The sequence below is a fragment of the Telluria sp. ZB4P37 genome, assembly GCF_059685855.1.
In genome coordinates this window covers 1-15,374 of record NZ_JCASID010000005.1, presented here as the reverse complement: position 1 = coordinate 15,374, position 15,374 = coordinate 1, and the positions used below count along the sequence as shown (strand labels likewise).

The 15,374-nt window shown below is 66.2% G+C and carries 12 protein-coding genes; 9 read left to right on the top strand and 3 right to left on the bottom strand.

Features of this window, described 5'->3' with window-relative positions; all coding sequences use genetic code 11:
• The 6 genes from AC56K1_RS10735 (at position 1) to AC56K1_RS10710 (ending at position 7,498) form a co-directional block, all read left to right on the top strand.
• Complete coding sequence (locus tag AC56K1_RS10735) at positions 1–1,377, top strand: NAD(P)-dependent oxidoreductase (protein WP_497157829.1); 1,377 nt, start codon at positions 1–3, stop codon at positions 1,375–1,377.
• A complete protein-coding gene (gene preA / locus AC56K1_RS10730) occupies positions 1,365–2,645 on the top strand; it encodes an NAD-dependent dihydropyrimidine dehydrogenase subunit PreA (RefSeq protein WP_497157828.1) in 1,281 nt (426 codons plus the stop codon). The genes AC56K1_RS10735 and preA overlap by 13 nt, the downstream gene beginning before the upstream one ends.
• Positions 2,646–2,797: 152 nt before the next feature.
• Complete coding sequence (locus AC56K1_RS10725; protein ID WP_497157827.1) at positions 2,798–4,273, top strand: NCS1 family nucleobase:cation symporter-1; 1,476 nt, start codon at positions 2,798–2,800, stop codon at positions 4,271–4,273.
• A gap of 18 nt (positions 4,274–4,291) precedes the next feature.
• Positions 4,292–5,683 carry a dihydropyrimidinase gene (gene hydA, locus AC56K1_RS10720; protein ID WP_497157826.1) on the top strand — a complete coding sequence of 464 codons (1,392 nt, stop codon included), beginning with the start codon at positions 4,292–4,294 and terminating at the stop codon, positions 5,681–5,683.
• A 17-nt stretch (positions 5,684–5,700) separates the two neighbouring features.
• Complete coding sequence (locus AC56K1_RS10715) at positions 5,701–6,939, top strand: Zn-dependent hydrolase (RefSeq protein WP_497157825.1); 1,239 nt, start codon at positions 5,701–5,703, stop codon at positions 6,937–6,939.
• A gap of 55 nt (positions 6,940–6,994) precedes the next feature.
• The gene (locus AC56K1_RS10710) at positions 6,995–7,498 is read left to right on the top strand and encodes an MgtC/SapB family protein (protein WP_497157824.1); all 504 of its coding nucleotides are present in this window, start codon (positions 6,995–6,997) and stop codon (positions 7,496–7,498) included.
• Between the two features lies 1 nt (position 7,499).
• Here AC56K1_RS10710 and AC56K1_RS10705 read toward each other — a convergent pair whose 3' ends face one another.
• Together AC56K1_RS10705 and AC56K1_RS10700 are read right to left on the bottom strand one after the other, a co-directional pair.
• The gene (locus AC56K1_RS10705) at positions 7,500–9,242 is read right to left on the bottom strand and encodes an allantoate amidohydrolase (protein ID WP_497157823.1); all 1,743 of its coding nucleotides are present in this window, start codon (positions 9,240–9,242) and stop codon (positions 7,500–7,502) included.
• An 80-nt stretch (positions 9,243–9,322) separates the two neighbouring features.
• Positions 9,323–10,261, bottom strand: a complete 939-nt coding sequence (locus tag AC56K1_RS10700; RefSeq protein WP_497157822.1) for a LysR substrate-binding domain-containing protein — start codon at positions 10,259–10,261, stop codon at positions 9,323–9,325.
• A gap of 128 nt (positions 10,262–10,389) precedes the next feature.
• Here AC56K1_RS10700 and AC56K1_RS10695 point away from each other — a divergent pair, with 128 nt between their 5' ends.
• Positions 10,390–11,634, top strand: coding sequence for a urate hydroxylase PuuD (locus AC56K1_RS10695; protein WP_497157821.1), 1,245 nt, complete (start codon positions 10,390–10,392; stop codon positions 11,632–11,634).
• Entirely contained in the window at positions 11,634–12,872 is a 1,239-nt protein-coding gene (locus AC56K1_RS10690; protein ID WP_497157820.1) for a M20/M25/M40 family metallo-hydrolase, read from the top strand. The genes AC56K1_RS10695 and AC56K1_RS10690 overlap by 1 nt, the downstream gene beginning before the upstream one ends.
• Before the next feature lie 3 nt (positions 12,873–12,875).
• Here AC56K1_RS10690 and AC56K1_RS10685 read toward each other — a convergent pair whose 3' ends face one another.
• Positions 12,876–15,062 (bottom strand): RIFT barrel domain-containing protein, encoded by a 2,187-nt coding sequence (locus AC56K1_RS10685; RefSeq protein WP_497157819.1) that lies wholly within the window; start codon positions 15,060–15,062, stop codon positions 12,876–12,878.
• 142 nt (positions 15,063–15,204) lie between these two features.
• Here AC56K1_RS10685 and AC56K1_RS10680 point away from each other — a divergent pair.
• A partial coding sequence (locus tag AC56K1_RS10680) for a transposase (RefSeq protein WP_497158056.1) occupies positions 15,205–15,374 on the top strand: 170 nt, incomplete at its 3' end.

The following is a 15,374-nucleotide window of genomic DNA, read 5'->3' as shown; positions in this document are numbered from 1 at the left end:
ATGATCGAATCACTCCAGCACCTGCCGACAGCAAGCGGGTCGAACGGCGAGCTCGCGTCGCAGTTCACCGACCTGGCGCCGCCGCTCACCGCGCGCCAGGCGGCAGTCGAGGCGGCGCGCTGCCTGTACTGCTACGATGCCCCCTGCATGAATGCCTGCCCGACCGGCATCGACGTCGCCAGCTTCATCAAGAACATCCACGACCAGAACATCAATGGCGCCGCCTACGGCATCCTGAAGGCGAACATTTTCGGCGGCAGCTGCGCGCGGGTCTGCCCGACCGAGATCCTGTGCGAGGATTCCTGCGTGCGCAACAACCCGGCCGAGCGCGAGCCGGTGCGCATCGGCCTGCTGCAGCGCTATGCCATCGACCATGCCAACTTCGGCGGCCACCCGTTCGAACGTGCGCCGTCCACCGGCAAGGTGATCGCCGTGGTCGGCGCCGGCCCGGCCGGACTGTCCTGCGCGCACCGCCTGGCCATGCTGGGCAATGACGTGGTGGTCTACGAAGCACGCCCGAAGGCGGGCGGCCTGAACGAATACGGCATCGCCAAGTACAAGCTGCCGGGCGACTTCGCCCAGCAGGAAGTCGAGTTCCTGATGTCGATCGGCGGCATCCATGTCGAATACGGCCGCAAGCTGGGCGAGAACCTGAGCCTGGCCGAGCTGCACACGCGCTACGACGCGGTTTTCCTGGGCATCGGCCTGTCGGCCAGCCGTTCGCTCGGCCTGACGGGCGAGAACGCGCCCGGGCTGATGGCGGCGGTGGATTACATTGCCGCGCTGCGCCAGGCGGCTGACCTGTCGCTGCTACCCGTACCGCGCCGCGTCATCGTCATCGGCGCCGGCAATACCGCCATCGACATGGCGGTGCAGATCAAGCGCCTCGGCGCCGAAGACGTCACGCTGGTCTACCGCCGCGGCCTGGAATCGATGAGCGCGACCGGCCACGAGATCGAGATCGCCAAGGCCAACTACGTGCGCATCCGCACCTGGGCCTCGCCGTCGGAGGTGCTGCTGGACGACGCGGGCCGTGTGACCGGCATGCGTTTCGAGCAGACCCGCATGGAAGAAGGACGGCTGGTGCGCACCGGCGGCTTCCTCGAGATCGCGGCCGACGCCGTATTCAAGGCCATCGGCCAAAGCATGGACGATGCCGGCTTCAAGGAGCCGATCGCCGGCGAGCTATCGCGAGAAGGAGACCGTATCTGGATCGACAACGGCTTCCGCACCGCGCTGCCCGGCATCTACGCCGGCGGCGACTGCGTCGCACCGGGCCAGGACCTCACGGTGCAGGCAGTCCAGCACGGAAAACTGGCCGCTTTGGCCATCCACCAGGACATCCAGTCGACATCGGAGGCAGCATGGCCGACCTGAGCATCGATTTCTGCGGGATCAAGAGCCCGAACCCGTTCTGGCTGGCCTCCGCGCCACCGACCGACAAGGCCTATAACGTGGTGCGCGCCTTCGAAGCGGGGTGGGGCGGCGTTGTGTGGAAGACGCTCGGCGAAGACCCGGCGGCGGTCAACGTCTCGTCGCGTTACTCGGCCCACTACGGCAAGAACCGCGAAGTCATCGGCTTCAACAACATCGAGCTGATCACCGACCGCAGCCTGGAAACAAATTTGCGCGAAATCACGCAAGTGAAAAAGGATTGGCCGGACCGAGCCATGATCGTGTCCCTGATGCTCCCTTGCGAGGAAGCGTTGTGGGCGGCGATTCTGCCGATGGTGGAAGCCACCGGCGCCGACGGCATCGAACTCAATTTCGGCTGCCCGCACGGCATGCCCGAGCGCGGCATGGGCGCGGCAGTCGGCCAGGTGCCGGAATATGTGCAGATGGTCACCAGCTGGTGCAAGAAGCACACGCGCCTGCCGGTCATCGTCAAGCTCACCCCGAACATTACCGACGTGCGCGCCCCGGCGCGGGCGGCGCTGGCCGGCGGGGCCGATGCGGTGTCCTTGATTAATACGATCAACTCGATCACTCACCTCGATCTCGAGCGCATGGTGGCCTTCCCAGTGGTAGGCAATGCCAGCACCCACGGCGGCTATTGCGGTTCGGCGGTCAAGCCGATCGCACTGAACATGGTGGCCGAGATCGCGCGCGATCCGCAAACCCGCGGGCTGCCGATTTCCGGCATCGGCGGCATCGGCAGCTGGCGCGACGCGGCCGAGTTCATCGCGCTCGGCGCCGGCTCGGTGCAGGTGTGCACGGCCGCCATGCTGCACGGCTTCCGCATCGTCGAGGAGATGAAGGACGGCCTGTCGCGCTGGATGGATGCCCAGGGCTATGCCAACATCGCCGCGTTCTCGGGCCGGGCGGTGCAGAACACCACCGACTGGAAATACCTGGACATGAATTACCACGTGATCGCCCAGATCGACCAGGACAAGTGCATCAAGTGCGGCAAGTGCTACGTGGCCTGCGAGGATACTTCGCACCAGGCGGTCGGGCGCTCGGTGGACGCGGTGGGTATTCGGCGCTACGAGGTGATCAAGGACGAATGCGTGGGCTGCAACCTGTGCGAGATCACCTGCCCGGTGGAGGCCTGCATCACCATGGTGCCGCAGCCGAGCGGGAAACCGTATATGAACTGGACGCAGGATCCGAGGAATCCAAGGGCGGAGCCGGTCACCGCCTAGTCTGCCGCGCACCGTCTGATTTGCGCGCACCGTTTGATTTGCCGCGCACCGTAGGGTAGGCAGGGAAACCTGCCCACCCTACGGTAAACATCTGCTCATACCATTGCGCTACACTCGGCTGCATCCTTCGCAACCGACGAAAAGGGTTCAACATGCACCACAACGCAAGTTCAGATCTCTGGAACGAAGACCTGGCGCCCACCACCGCGGCCCAGCGCACCTGGCGCTGGTACCACTTCGCGGCGCTGTGGGTCGGCATGGTGATGTGCATCCCGGCTTATACCCTGTCGGCCAGCCTGATCGAATCGGGCATGTCGGGCTGGCAGGCGGTGTGGACGGTCTTCCTGGCCAACGCCATCGTGCTGGTGCCGATGCTCCTGATCGGCCACGCCGGCACCAAATACGGCATTCCTTATGCTGTCCTGGCGCGCAGCTCTTTCGGTACCAGCGGCGCCAAGCTGCCGGCGCTGATGCGCGCCATCGTCGCCTGCGGCTGGTACGGCATCCAGACCTGGTTTGGCGGCAGCATGATCTACACGCTGCTGGGCGTAATGAACGGCGCGCCGATCGGCGGCGCCCCCATCGCGGGCCTGGGCATCAACGGGGCGCAGCTGCTGTGCTTCCTGGCGTTCTGGGCGATCCAGCTCTACTTCATCGTGCACGGCATCGAATCGATCCGCAAGCTCGAGACCTATACCGCGCCGCTGAAGATCGCGATCTGCTTCGTGCTGCTGTGGTGGGTGTACGAGCGCGCCGGCGGCTTCGGCCCGCTGCTCGACCGGCCCTCAGCGTTCGTTGCGGGCGGCGCGAAAGAAGGGCAGTTCTGGCAGGTGTTCTGGCCCTCGCTCACCGCGATGATCGGATTCTGGGCCACGCTCGCGCTGAACATCCCCGACTTCACCCGCTTTGCCAAGACCCAGCGCGACCAGGTGATCGGCCAGTCCGTCGGCCTGCCGGTGCCGATGGGCTTACTCGCCGCGCTGGCGGTGATCGTCACCTCGGCCACGGTGGTCTTGTACGGCAAGGCCTTGTGGGACCCGGTGGACCTGGCCAGCCGCATGGAAGGCATCGCGGTGCTGGTCGCGTTGATCGTGCTGCTGGTCGATACGGTCAGCGTCAACCTGGCGGCCAACCTGGTCGGCCCGGCCTACGACTTCTCGGCGCTGGCGCCGCGCGCCATCAGCTACCGCCTGGGCGGCTACATCACCGCCGGCCTGGCCCTGGTCATGATGCCCTGGAAGATCCTGGAGACGACCCAGAACTACATCTTCACCTGGCTGGTGGGCTATTCCGCGCTGCTAGGGCCGATCGCCGGCATCCTGATCGTCGACTACTACCTGGTGCGCAAGACCGAGCTCGACGTGGCCCAGATGTACCGCGACGACGGCATCTACTCGTACGGTAACGGCTGGAACATGGCCGCCGTCGCGGCTTTCGTGCTGGGGGTTCTGCCCAATATTCCCGGTTTCCTGAACGCGGCCTTCCCGGCATCCTTCCCGGATGTGGGCGAGGCCTTCAAGACCATCTACACCTACGCATGGTTCGTCGGCGTCGCCATCGCGGCGGTCGTCTATGGCGCCATGATGCGAGGCCACCGCGTCCCGGTGCTGGCCACGCGGCATTCCTGAACCAAGGAGAACGATTCGATGAAGACCCTGATCCGTGGCGGTACCGTGGTGAACGCCGACCGCGCTTTCCGCGCCGACGTGCTGTGCGAAGGCGACAAGGTGGTGGCGGTTGGCGAGAACCTGGAAGCGCCAGCCGGCGCCACCATCGTCGACGCGGGCGGCCAGTACGTGATGCCGGGCGGGATCGACACCCATACCCACATGCAGCTGCCCTTCATGGGCACCGTCACCGCCGACGACTTTTTCACCGGCACAGCGGCCGGGCTGGCGGGCGGCACGACCACCATCATGGACTTCGTGATCCCGAACCCGCAGCAATCCCTGCTGGAGGCTTACCATACCTGGCGCGGCTGGGCAGGAAAATCGGCCGCCGACTACACCTTCCACGTCGCCGTCACCTGGTGGGACCAGTCGGTGCACGAAGAGATGGGCGTGCTGGTGCGCGAGCATGGCGTGAACAGCTTCAAGCACTTCATGGCCTACAAGAACGCGATCATGGCCGACGACGAAACCTTGGTGAAGAGCTTCCGCCGCTCGCTGGAACTGGGCGCCATCCCAACTGTCCATGCCGAGAACGGTGAACTGGTCTACCAGTTGCAGCAGGAGCTGCTGGCCAAGGGCATCCGCGGCGCCGAGGCGCATCCGCTCTCGCGGCCGCCGGAAGTCGAGGCCGAAGCGGCCAACCGGGCGATTGCCATCGCCAACGTGCTGGGCACGCCGGTGTATATCGTGCACGTGTCCTGCGCCGAGTCGCTCGAGGCGATTCAACGCGCGCGCGCCAAGGGCCAGCGCGTCTACGGCGAAGCGCTGGCCGGCCACCTCGTCATCGACGACAGCGTCTACCGCCACCCGGACCCGGACTTTGCTCGTGCTCACGTCATGAGCCCGCCGTTCCGCAGCAAGCATCACCAGCAGGCGCTCTGGCAGGGCCTGCGCGGCGGAAATTTGCACACCACGGCGACCGACCACTGTACCTTCTGCGCCGAGCAGAAAGCGGCCGGCAAGGACGACTTCACCCGCATCCCGAACGGCTGCGGCGGCGTCGAAGAACGCATGGCCGTGGTCTGGGACGCCGGCGTGAACACGGGCCTCTTGACCCCTTCCGAATTCGTGCGCGTCACTTCCACCAACGCGGCCCAGATCTTCAATATCTACCCACGCAAGGGCGTTATCGCCGTCGGTGCAGACGCCGACATCGTGGTCTGGGACCCGCAAGGCACCCGCACCATTTCGGCTGCGACCCAGCATTCGAAGGGCGGCTTCAACGTCTTCGAGGGCCGCAGCGTGCGCGGCGTCCCGACCCATACGATCGCCGCCGGCAAGCTCGTGTTCGAGCGCGGCGACTTGCGCGCCGAACCCGGCGCCGGCCGCCACATCGATCGCCCAGCCTTTACCACCACCGTCGCCTGAACCAGAGGACAACAGCAATGAACGAACTCCGTATCAATGGCGACCGCCTGTGGAAGTCCCTCATGGACCTGGCCGCGATCGGCGCCACCGAGAAGGGCGGCGTCAAGCGTCTGGCCCTGACTGACCTCGACCGCCAGGGCCGCGACCTGGTGGTGAAGTGGGCACGCGAAGCCGGTCTCACGATCACGGTGGACCAGATCGGCAATGTCTTCATGCGGCGCGAGGGGCGCAACCCGGCCTTGCCCCCGATCGTCACCGGCAGCCACGTCGACACCCAGCCGACCGGCGGCAAGTTCGACGGCAACTATGGCGTGCTGGCCGGCCTGGAAGTGGTGCGCACCCTGAACGATCAAGGCATCCAGACCGAGGCGCCGATCGAAGTCGCCTTCTGGACCAACGAGGAAGGCTCGCGCTTCGTGCCCGTGATGATGGGCTCGGGCGTGTTCTGCGGCGCCTTCAGCCTGGCGACCGCCTATGCGGCGAAGGACCTTGAGGGCAAGACCGTGCGCGAGGAGCTGGAACGCATCGGCTATCTTGGCGACGAAGTGCCGGGCCGGCATCCGATCGGCGCCTATTTCGAGACCCATATCGAGCAGGGACCGGTGCTGGAAGACGCCGACAAGGTGATCGGCGTGGTGCCGGCCGTGATGGGTCTGTCGTGGTACGACTGCCTGGTTACCGGCATGGAAGCGCATGCCGGGCCGACCCCGATGGGCCTGCGCCGCGACGCGCTGCAGGTGGCCACCGTCATCATGCAGGAGGTGGTGCAGATCGCGAACCGCTACCAGCCTTATGGCCGGGGCACGGTGGGCATGGTCGAAGTCTTCCCCAACAGCCGCAACGTGATCCCGGGCCGTGTCAAGTTCAGCATCGACCTGCGCAACGTGAACGACGAGCTGCTGGGCACGATGCACGAAGAGATGCTGGCGTTTGTCGCGAAAACGCGCGAGCAGAGCGGCTTGTCGATCGGTCTCGAGCGCGTCTCGTATTATCCGCCTTGCCCCTTCCATCCGGATTGCGTGGGCGCGGTGCGCGCCGCGACCGAAAAACTGGGCTATTCGACGATGGACGTGGTCTCCGGCGCCGGCCACGACGCCATCTACGCCGCGCGTGTCGCGCCCTCGGGCATGATCTTCGTGCCCTGCAAGGACGGCATCAGCCACAACGAAATCGAAGACGCCCAGCCGGCCCACCTGGAGGCGGGCTGCAACGTGCTGCTGCATGCGATGCTGGAGCGCGCCCGCGTCGTGGGCTGAGCCGGAATCAGGCAGACACAGCCGAGCGTGGCGACACCGATCGTATAGGGGTGGCATGATCCCGGGACAAACTCGGGAGGACAACACGGTGTGGCTGGAGCGCAGTTGGCAAACGATATTACGGGAGTTTTCGGACCTGGGCAGCCCGGAAGACATCACTCGCGTCTTCCTGCGCCTGCTGGTGGCGGTGGTGCTTGGGGGAGTACTGGGCTATGAGCGCGAGACGGTTGGCGCGTCGGCCGGCCTGCGCACCCACATGCTGGTTTCGCTCGGCTCGGCCTTGTTCGTGCTAATTCCCCTGCAGGCCGGCATGAGCATCGGCGACGTGTCGCGCGTCCTGCAAGGCATCACCGCCGGCATCGGCTTCATCGGCGCCGGGGCGATCCTGAAGCATTCCAGTCAAAACGATATCAAGGGCGTGACCACCGCCGCCAGCGTGTGGCTGACCGCCGCCATCGGGATTGCCGCCGGCATGGGGCGCGAAGCGACGGCGGTGCTCAGCGCGGTGTTTGCACTGATTATACTGTCGCTGCTGCGGACCAGGACCAAGCAAAGCTGATTCAAAGCTGGCGCAGGAAGCCGAGCAGCACCTGCCCCGCGATCTCCGCATCGTCTGCCGTCATCGTCTCGAGCGGGTTATGGCTGATGCCGTCGTTTCCGCAGCGCGTGAACAGCATCGCCACCTCGGTGATCGACGCCATCTCCATGGCGTCGTGGCCGGCGCCGGACAGAAGATCGAAGCGCGGCAGGCCGCAGCCTTCGATGGCCTGGCCCAGCCGGTCCATCAGGCGCGGTGCGCAAGGCGCGGCGTCGGCTTCCACCAGCTTCCACAGCTTTTCGTCGATGCCGCGGCGCGCGCAGATGGCGGTGATGCCGGCCAAGATATCGTCGACCGCTTCCAGGCGCACGGAATCTTCAGCGGCGCGGATGTCGAGCGACAGCCGACACGCGCCCGGGATCACGTTGACGGAGCCGGCAGGCACCTCGAGCTGGCCGACGGTGCCCACCAGCGAACCGCGCCCGCTGCAGCGCGCCTCGACCAGCAGCACGATCTCGGCGGCGGCGGCTGCCGCATCGCGCCGCATGTCCATCGGCGTGGTGCCCGCATGGCTGGCCACGCCGCCCAATTCGACCAGGTAGCGCGAGCTGCCCGCGATCGCCGTGACCACGCCCACCGGCAGGCCGCGCTCGAGCAGCACCGGCCCCTGTTCGATATGGACTTCGACGAAGCCCAGCAGCGAGGCCGGGTCGCGCACGATGCCGGGAATCTCCGCAGGATCGTGCCCGGCCTGGACCAGGGCTTGGCGCATCATGACGCCCTCGCTGTCCGTCTGTTCAAGCAGGATCGGATTGAAGCGCCCGGTGATGGCGCTGCTGCCGAGGAAGGTACTGCGAAAGCGCACGCCTTCCTCCTCGGCAAAGCCGATCACGTCGAGGTGGAAGGGCAGGCGCTCACCGCGGTCTTGCAAGTGTCGAATCAGCGCTATCGGCAGCAGGATGCCGAGCCGGCCGTCATACTTGCCGCCGTTGCGCACCGTGTCGTAATGCGAGCCGGTGATCAGGGTTTTTGCCTCCGGCTGCGCGGCCGCATAGCGTCCGACCACGTTGCCGACGGCGTCGATGTGGGCGTCCATGCCGGCATCCACCATCCAGTCGCGCAGCTGGCTGGCCGTGCGCCGGTGCGCCGGCGTCATGTAGGCGCAAGTCAGGTTCTCAAGGCTGTCGCTGATGGCGCCGAGCTGCTCGGCCCATTCCATCACCTGCGCACCAAAGTCGAGCTGCACGTTCAACAGCTCGTTGAGGCGGATCTCGGCGATGCGGTGCACCTGGCGCAGGCATTCGGCCAGTTCGTCGGCCGGCTGGTTCTTGAGGCGCCGCGCGAAGGTCTCGATGATGGCGCTGCGGGTCAATCCTTGCCCGGTCGGGCCCTTCACCGCGAGGATGAAGGGGAAGCCGAATTTGTCCTTGTAGCCGGCGTTCAGCTCGTGCAGCAGGGCGTATTCTTCGGCGCTGCAGAGGTTCAGGCCCGAGGCGGCCTGCTCCCCAAGGGATTCCGTTGTCAGCTCGCCGGCGATCGCCGCCTTGCCGGCCAGCTCGGGGTGGGCGCGCAGCAGGGCCAGCTGCTGGTCTTTGGATGCCAGCGTCACCACCGCCTGCAAGGCCTGCTTGAGCGCGACCAGGCCGGCAAACGGACGCAGCACGGCCGCGCCCTCGGCGATCCAGGGCGAGTGTTCATAGATGCCGCCCAGGGCCGCCACGAAGGCGCCGCGGTCGCAGCTGTTCAGCTCTAACAGGGTGGTCATGGTCTGCCTCTTCAATCCCGGGATGATAAATCCTGCAACCCCTCCAGCTTATACGCGCCGCCGCATAAACGGTATTGCGCTCACTTCGTGACCAGGGCGCGCGCCGCCGCGCTGACCTGGTCGCGCAGCCATTTGTGCTCGGTCGACTGGTGCACGCGCTGGTGCCACAACTGGTAGAAGCGCATCGGCGGGAACTTGATCGGCACCGTGAAGCTCTTGAGCGGGAGGATGCGCTCGTAGAAGCCGATGAACTGGCGGCCGGTCGTCAGCACCAGGTCGCTCTGGGTCAGCATGTAGGGGATCACGCCGAAATAGGGCGATTCGACCGCCACCGTGCGCTGCAGGCCCATGCGGTCGAGGTGGGCGTCGATCACGCCGTGATAACCCGGCAGCATCTGCGAGGGAGCCACGTGCGGCAGGCTGAGGTAATCCTCGAGCGTCATCGCGTCGACCGCGGTGCGCCGCGCATACGGGCTGTCGGCGCGCATGGTGCAGATGATCGGGTCTTCGAACAGCTTCGAGATGTGCAGGTGGGCGGGCGGCTCGTCCCAGTTGGCGATCACCAGGTCCATGTCGCCGTCGGACAGCATGCGCAGGTAGTCCACGCCCGGCCCCAGGCTGTGGAAGACCACCTTGCTGCCCGGCGAGCCGCGCCGCAGCGCCGCCACCACGTTGGGCAGGAACTGGGTGTCGAGGTAGTCGGGTGCGGCGATGTGGAAGGTGCGCGTGGCTTCCTCCGGCACGAAAGGCGACTTGCGGACGAACAGGCTCTCGGTTTCGTCGAGGATGCGCTTGGCCGGCTTGAGCAGGCTTTCGCCATGCTGGGTCGGCACCATGCCGCGCGCACCGCGCACCAGCAGCGGATCGCCGGTCAGCTCGCGCAGTTTGCGCAGCGACGCCGAGATCGAGGGCTGCGGCTGGTTCAGCTTGAGGGCCACGCGCGAGACGTTTTTCTCCACCAGCAGCAGGTAGAGGATGCGGATCAGGTGCAGGTCGAGGTGCTGGGGCAGGCTGGACATCGAGACGCTCTCAACTGATTATATGGGTTCGGGTATATCAATCCCGGTATGTCGAATATACGCTAACTTTCATGTTGCAGAAAAGGAAATCCTTTATTGTCGAGGGATACCGCCAACCAGGAAGCTCCATGGACGTTTTCGGATATCTCGGGCATCTCGCACCCTATGCGCTCGAATGGTTCAACATGCTTGTGCGCTGGCTGCACATCATCACGGGCATCGCCTGGATCGGCGCGTCTTTCTATTTCGTCTGGCTCGACAACACGATCCGGCCGCCCGCGCCAGGCTCCGAGCTGGCGAAGAAGGGCGTGGCCGGCGAGCTGTGGGCGGTGCACGGTGGCGGCTTCTACAACCCGCAGAAATACCTGGTCGCTCCCGCCGAACTGCCGAAGGAACTCCACTGGTTCAAGTGGGAAGCCTATTCCACCTGGATCTCGGGCTTTGCGCTGCTGGTCATCGTGTATTACCTGAATGCGCAGGCCATGATGGTCGACCGCAGCGTGGCAGACCTGGGCAGCATGCAGGCGGTCGGCATTGGCCTGGGGAGCCTGGTGATCGGCTGGATCGTCTACGACCTGCTGTGCCGCTCACCGCTGGGCAAGCATGACCTGGCCTTCGGCCTGGTGATCTTTGCCTTCCTGGTGGCCAGCAGCTATGTGCTGACCCACCTGCTCAGCGGCCGCGCCGCCTACCTGCACGTGGGCGCGATGATCGGCACCATGATGGTGGCGAACGTGGCGATGCTGATCATCCCGGGCCAGCGCAAGATGGTGAACGCATTGACGTCCGGCGAAAAACCCGATCCCATCCACGGCATCAAGGCCAAGCAGCGCAGCGTCCACAATAATTACTTCACGCTGCCGGTGCTGTTCATCATGATCAGCAACCACTATGCGATGACCTATCGCCACGAGCAAGCGTGGGCGGTGCTGGGCGTGATCATGGCGGCCGGGGTCCTGATCCGCCACTTCTTCAACCTGCGCCACAAGGGACGGGTCGAATGGAAGTATCCGGCGGTGGGCGTGGCGCTGCTCCTGGGGCTGGCGGTGGCGATCGCGCCGAAGGCGCCGGTACAGGCCAAGGCTGCGGCGGGGCAGGATGAGGCGGCGCGCTTCGCTCAGGTGCGCACCATCATCGACCAGCGCTGCGTGGCCTGCCACGCGCAGCAGCCTACCCAGCCGGGCTTCGCCACGGCGCCGGCCGGTGTCATGCTGCATACGCCGGAACTGGTGAGCCAGAACGCCCAGCGCATTTACCAGCAGACGGTGCAACTCAAGGCCATGCCGCTGGCGAACCTTACCAACATGACCGATGTCGAACGGGCGCAGGTCGGCGCCTGGTTCGAAGCCGGGGCAAAAACGGGGAAGAACTGATGGACAAACAAGTACAGGAACAACTGCTGGCCTGGATCGACGCGCACTTCGACGAGGAGGTCAGCTTCCTGCAGCAGGTCGTGCGCATCCCGACCGATACCCCGCCGGGGAATAACGCACCGCACGCGGAGGCGGTAGCAGGCATGCTGGCGCAGTACGGCTGGACGGCCGAGCAGCATGCCGTACCCGCTGGGGAAGTGCGCGACTATGGCATGGAGAGCGTCACCAACCTGATCGTGCGCCGCCCGTATGGTGCCGGTGGCCCGACGCTGGCGCTGAACGCGCACGGCGACGTGGTGCCGCCGGGCGAGGGCTGGACCAGGCCGCCCTATGGCGCCGAGATCATCGATGGCGCCATATACGGGCGTGCCACGGCGGTATCGAAAGGCGATTTCGCCACCTATGTGTTCGCGGTGCGCGCGCTGGAAGCGCTCGGCCTGCCGCTGAAGGGCGGGCTGGAGCTGCACTTTACCTATGACGAGGAGTTCGGCGGCCTGCTAGGCCCCGGCTGGCTGCTGGAGCAGGGGCTGACGAAGCCCGATTACGTGATCGCGGCGGGCTTCAGCTACAACATCGTCACCGCCCACAACGCCTGCCTGCAGCTCGAGATCACGGTGCATGGCAAGGCCGGCCACGGCGCCATGCCGGAGACCGCGGTCGACGCGCTGCAGGCCGCCACCCGCGTCCTGAACGCGATCTATGGCCAGCTGCCGGAACTGAAAAAAATCAGGTCGCAGGTCCCGGGCATCGATTCGCCCACCATGCTGGTCGGCCGTATCGATGGCGGCACCAACACCAATGTGGTGCCGGGCAAGGTGGTCATGAAGATGGACCGCCGCATGATTCCGGAAGAAGACCCGGTGGCGGTCGAGGCGCAGGTGCGCAAGCTGATCGAGGAGGCGGTGGCCGGCATGCCCGGCATCCGCCTCGAGATCCGGCGCCTGCTGCTGTCGCACGCGCTGCGTCCCCTGCCTGGTTCCGACAAGCTGGTGGCGAGCCTGCAGCGCCACGGCCGCGCGATCCTGGGCGAAGACATTCCGGCCCAGGGTACGCCGCTGTATGCGGACGCGCGCCTGTATGGCGAGCGCGGCATCCCCGCGGTGCTCTACGGCGCCGGCCCGCGCACGGTGCCGGAATCGAATGCGAAGAAGGCCGACGAGCACTTGCAGCTGGAAGACCTGCGCCGCGCCACCAAGGTGGTGGCGCTCACGCTGCTGGACTTCCTGGCGGCCGGCTAGGCGTCAGCGCGGCACGATCGCGAACTGCGGCCCCAGGCCGTAGTCGGGCTTGACGGTGCGCGCCATGAAGCGCTCCCAGGCCTTGCGTCCCGCGTCGCCCGCCGCACTGGCCGAATAGGCCAGGGCCGGCTGCATGGTCGAGGGCAGCCCGGTCGTGCTGGTCGAGTCGCCGGTCATTTCGCCCGCCGCAAGCTTGAGCGAGGCGGCCATCTCGGGCCCGCCGCAGGGAAGGGCCAGCAGTTGCGGCGTATGGTTCGCGCGGTACACCTGCCCGATGCTGTCGTAGAACGGGCTGTCTGGGCGCGCGCGCACCTTCATGGCGTAGATGGCGGCATCGATCCAGCAGGCGCCGGCGCCCGTCATCCGCTGCACCGGGAATTTCGCCTTCCATGCCAGCAGGGGTTTAGCCTTGGCAAACCCGAGTTCGGCCACATGTCCTACCGCGGCGGTGAAGAAGTCGTCCTGCCAGGGCGCCAGGCCAATGCCGTTTTCGTAGACCATGGCCTGATCGACAATCACGCCCAGCTTGTTCGCCTGCGGATTGGCCGCGTACTGCGCGGTATACCAGTCCAGGTTGGCGTCGAGAAGCTGCAGGAACTGCCGCTTGAGCACGTCGTTGTCCGGCGTAATGTAGGCGGCGTGCGCCAGGGTGCGCAAGGCCCAGGCCTGGCCGCGCAGCTGGTCGGTCTTGACCAGTCCCTTCTTGTACTCGCGGTAGGACGGGTTCGACCAGAACACGTCGTACATGGCCCAGAACTGCAGTTCCTCGAGATAGTAATGGTCGCCCGTCAGCAAATATGGCAGGTAGGCCAGCGAGGGCTGGTGCGCGACATCCTGGACGTTGGGCGTGGTGCAGGCGTCCGGCGCCGCGCACAGCGGGAAGGCCTCGAGCTTGCCGGTGGCCGGATTGAGGGTGTCGCCGCGGCTCTGCAGGATCGTCATGTAGGGATAATCGAACAGGCTGACGGGACGCCCGGTACGCTTGTCGCGGAAGTGCGCCGAATAGCTTCCCGCGAGGTCCGCCGTGCCCAGCAGGGCGCGCTTGGCGCGCAGGTCCCCGCTCAGGATATACATGGCGGCCCATCCCGGGAGCAGTCCGATATCGGCCCGCCCGCCGGTGGTCGGCATGTAGGGCATCGCTTCGCCCGTGCCCATCGGTTCGATACGCGCTCCCTGCCAGCGCGCCTGCATCTCCGCCAGCGCCCGCTCCGCGACCACCACCGCCGGATCGTAGTTCGGCACTGCGCGGCTGGCGACCAGGTCCTGCATGTTCGAGCGCACGTCCGCGCCCGGATCGCCCCCGACCCAGAACACCTTCCGCCAGCGCGCATGGTGGTAGTGGACCAGCGCCGGGCGGGTATAGGCCGGCGCATTGTTCAGGGTGATCTCGGCATCGTAGGTGAAGTTGCGCGGCGCCTGCTCGAAGGCCCAGTTGTTTTCCACCGTGACGTCGATCCGTGCGCGCTGCGTGCCTGTATAGGCGCGCAGCGCGAAGCGCGCGCTCAGGTGCGGATGCTCTTCGCCCGCCGCGCTGCGCAGCGGACCGGAGACATGCCATTCGGTGACGACAGGCCCGGCCAGCCAGGTGGTGGGACGGGCGCCGCGCAGCAGGCGCTCGAGCGAAGCGGTATAGCGTTTGCCGTCGATGACGGCGCTGACCGCGGCGCCGGCGCCGAGCCGGCCCGGATCGGGCAGCGTCGGGGCGAGGGCGGTGCCGACAGCGGACAGCCGCGAGGGCGTGGCCGCCACCAGCGCCAGCGCGAGCGGCTTCTTGTTGGCTGGGCGCGGTACCAGTGCGGAAATCACGGCATGCCGCACCGAGCCGTCGGGATGGGTCGCCTTGATATCGGCCTGCAAGGCGGTGGTGGCGTCGGCCGCGGTCTTTCCATGCAGGGTGGCGGCGCGGGGCAGCACGCCCGGCGCGAACACCTGGCCGAAGGTGACCGGGACCAGTTCTCCCGCCGCGCCGCCGTTCACGTTGTCCACCATGACGGTTGCCACGCTGCCTTCGATCCGCTGCATGGCAGCGGGTGCCGCAGCCGCGCCGTAGCGCTTCTCGACGACCTTGCGTGCATCGAGTCCTCCACCGGCGGGCAGGCCTGCCGGCGTTTGCGCGCCGGCGTCGACGGCGGCGCAGAGCAGGGCGGTGGAAAGGAGCGCAGAAAGACAGGCTTGGCAGGGCAGGAACATAAGGACTCCACGATGAGGACAACGATCCGGGGGACCATGTTACCGCGCCGGCCGCGCAAGCGCGTTCTCGGTGCGCCCACAAAAAAAGGCGCCCCGATGAACTGAACCCCAAAAGTTGGACACCAACTTTTGGGGTTTTTTCATGTCGAAGTACAGTGAGCAATTTAAGCTCGCCATCGTCCAGCAGTACCATTGCGGCACTGCGGGTTACAAACAGATCGCCCATGAGCATAATCTACCGTACTCAACGGTGAGGAAGTGGGTAGGTCTGCATCGAGCACACGGAACGGACGGTCTAGCAAAGAAGTTCAG

What these genes read in the sequence shown, in the direction of transcription:
- AC56K1_RS10735 (WP_497157829.1), top strand. Translation starts at nt 1, where the DNA reads ATGATCGAATCACTCCAGCACCTGCCGACAGCAAGCGGGTCGAACGGC.
- preA (WP_497157828.1), top strand. Translation starts at nt 1,365, where the DNA reads ATGGCCGACCTGAGCATCGATTTCTGCGGGATCAAGAGCCCGAACCCG.
- AC56K1_RS10725 (WP_497157827.1), top strand. Translation starts at nt 2,798, where the DNA reads ATGCACCACAACGCAAGTTCAGATCTCTGGAACGAAGACCTGGCGCCC.
- hydA (WP_497157826.1), top strand. Translation starts at nt 4,292, where the DNA reads ATGAAGACCCTGATCCGTGGCGGTACCGTGGTGAACGCCGACCGCGCT.
- AC56K1_RS10715 (WP_497157825.1), top strand. Translation starts at nt 5,701, where the DNA reads ATGAACGAACTCCGTATCAATGGCGACCGCCTGTGGAAGTCCCTCATG.
- AC56K1_RS10710 (WP_497157824.1), top strand. Translation starts at nt 6,995, where the DNA reads ATGATCCCGGGACAAACTCGGGAGGACAACACGGTGTGGCTGGAGCGC.
- AC56K1_RS10705 (WP_497157823.1), bottom strand. Translation starts at nt 9,242, where the DNA reads ATGACCACCCTGTTAGAGCTGAACAGCTGCGACCGCGGCGCCTTCGTG.
- AC56K1_RS10700 (WP_497157822.1), bottom strand. Translation starts at nt 10,261, where the DNA reads ATGTCCAGCCTGCCCCAGCACCTCGACCTGCACCTGATCCGCATCCTC.
- AC56K1_RS10695 (WP_497157821.1), top strand. Translation starts at nt 10,390, where the DNA reads ATGGACGTTTTCGGATATCTCGGGCATCTCGCACCCTATGCGCTCGAA.
- AC56K1_RS10690 (WP_497157820.1), top strand. Translation starts at nt 11,634, where the DNA reads ATGGACAAACAAGTACAGGAACAACTGCTGGCCTGGATCGACGCGCAC.
- AC56K1_RS10685 (WP_497157819.1), bottom strand. Translation starts at nt 15,062, where the DNA reads ATGTTCCTGCCCTGCCAAGCCTGTCTTTCTGCGCTCCTTTCCACCGCC.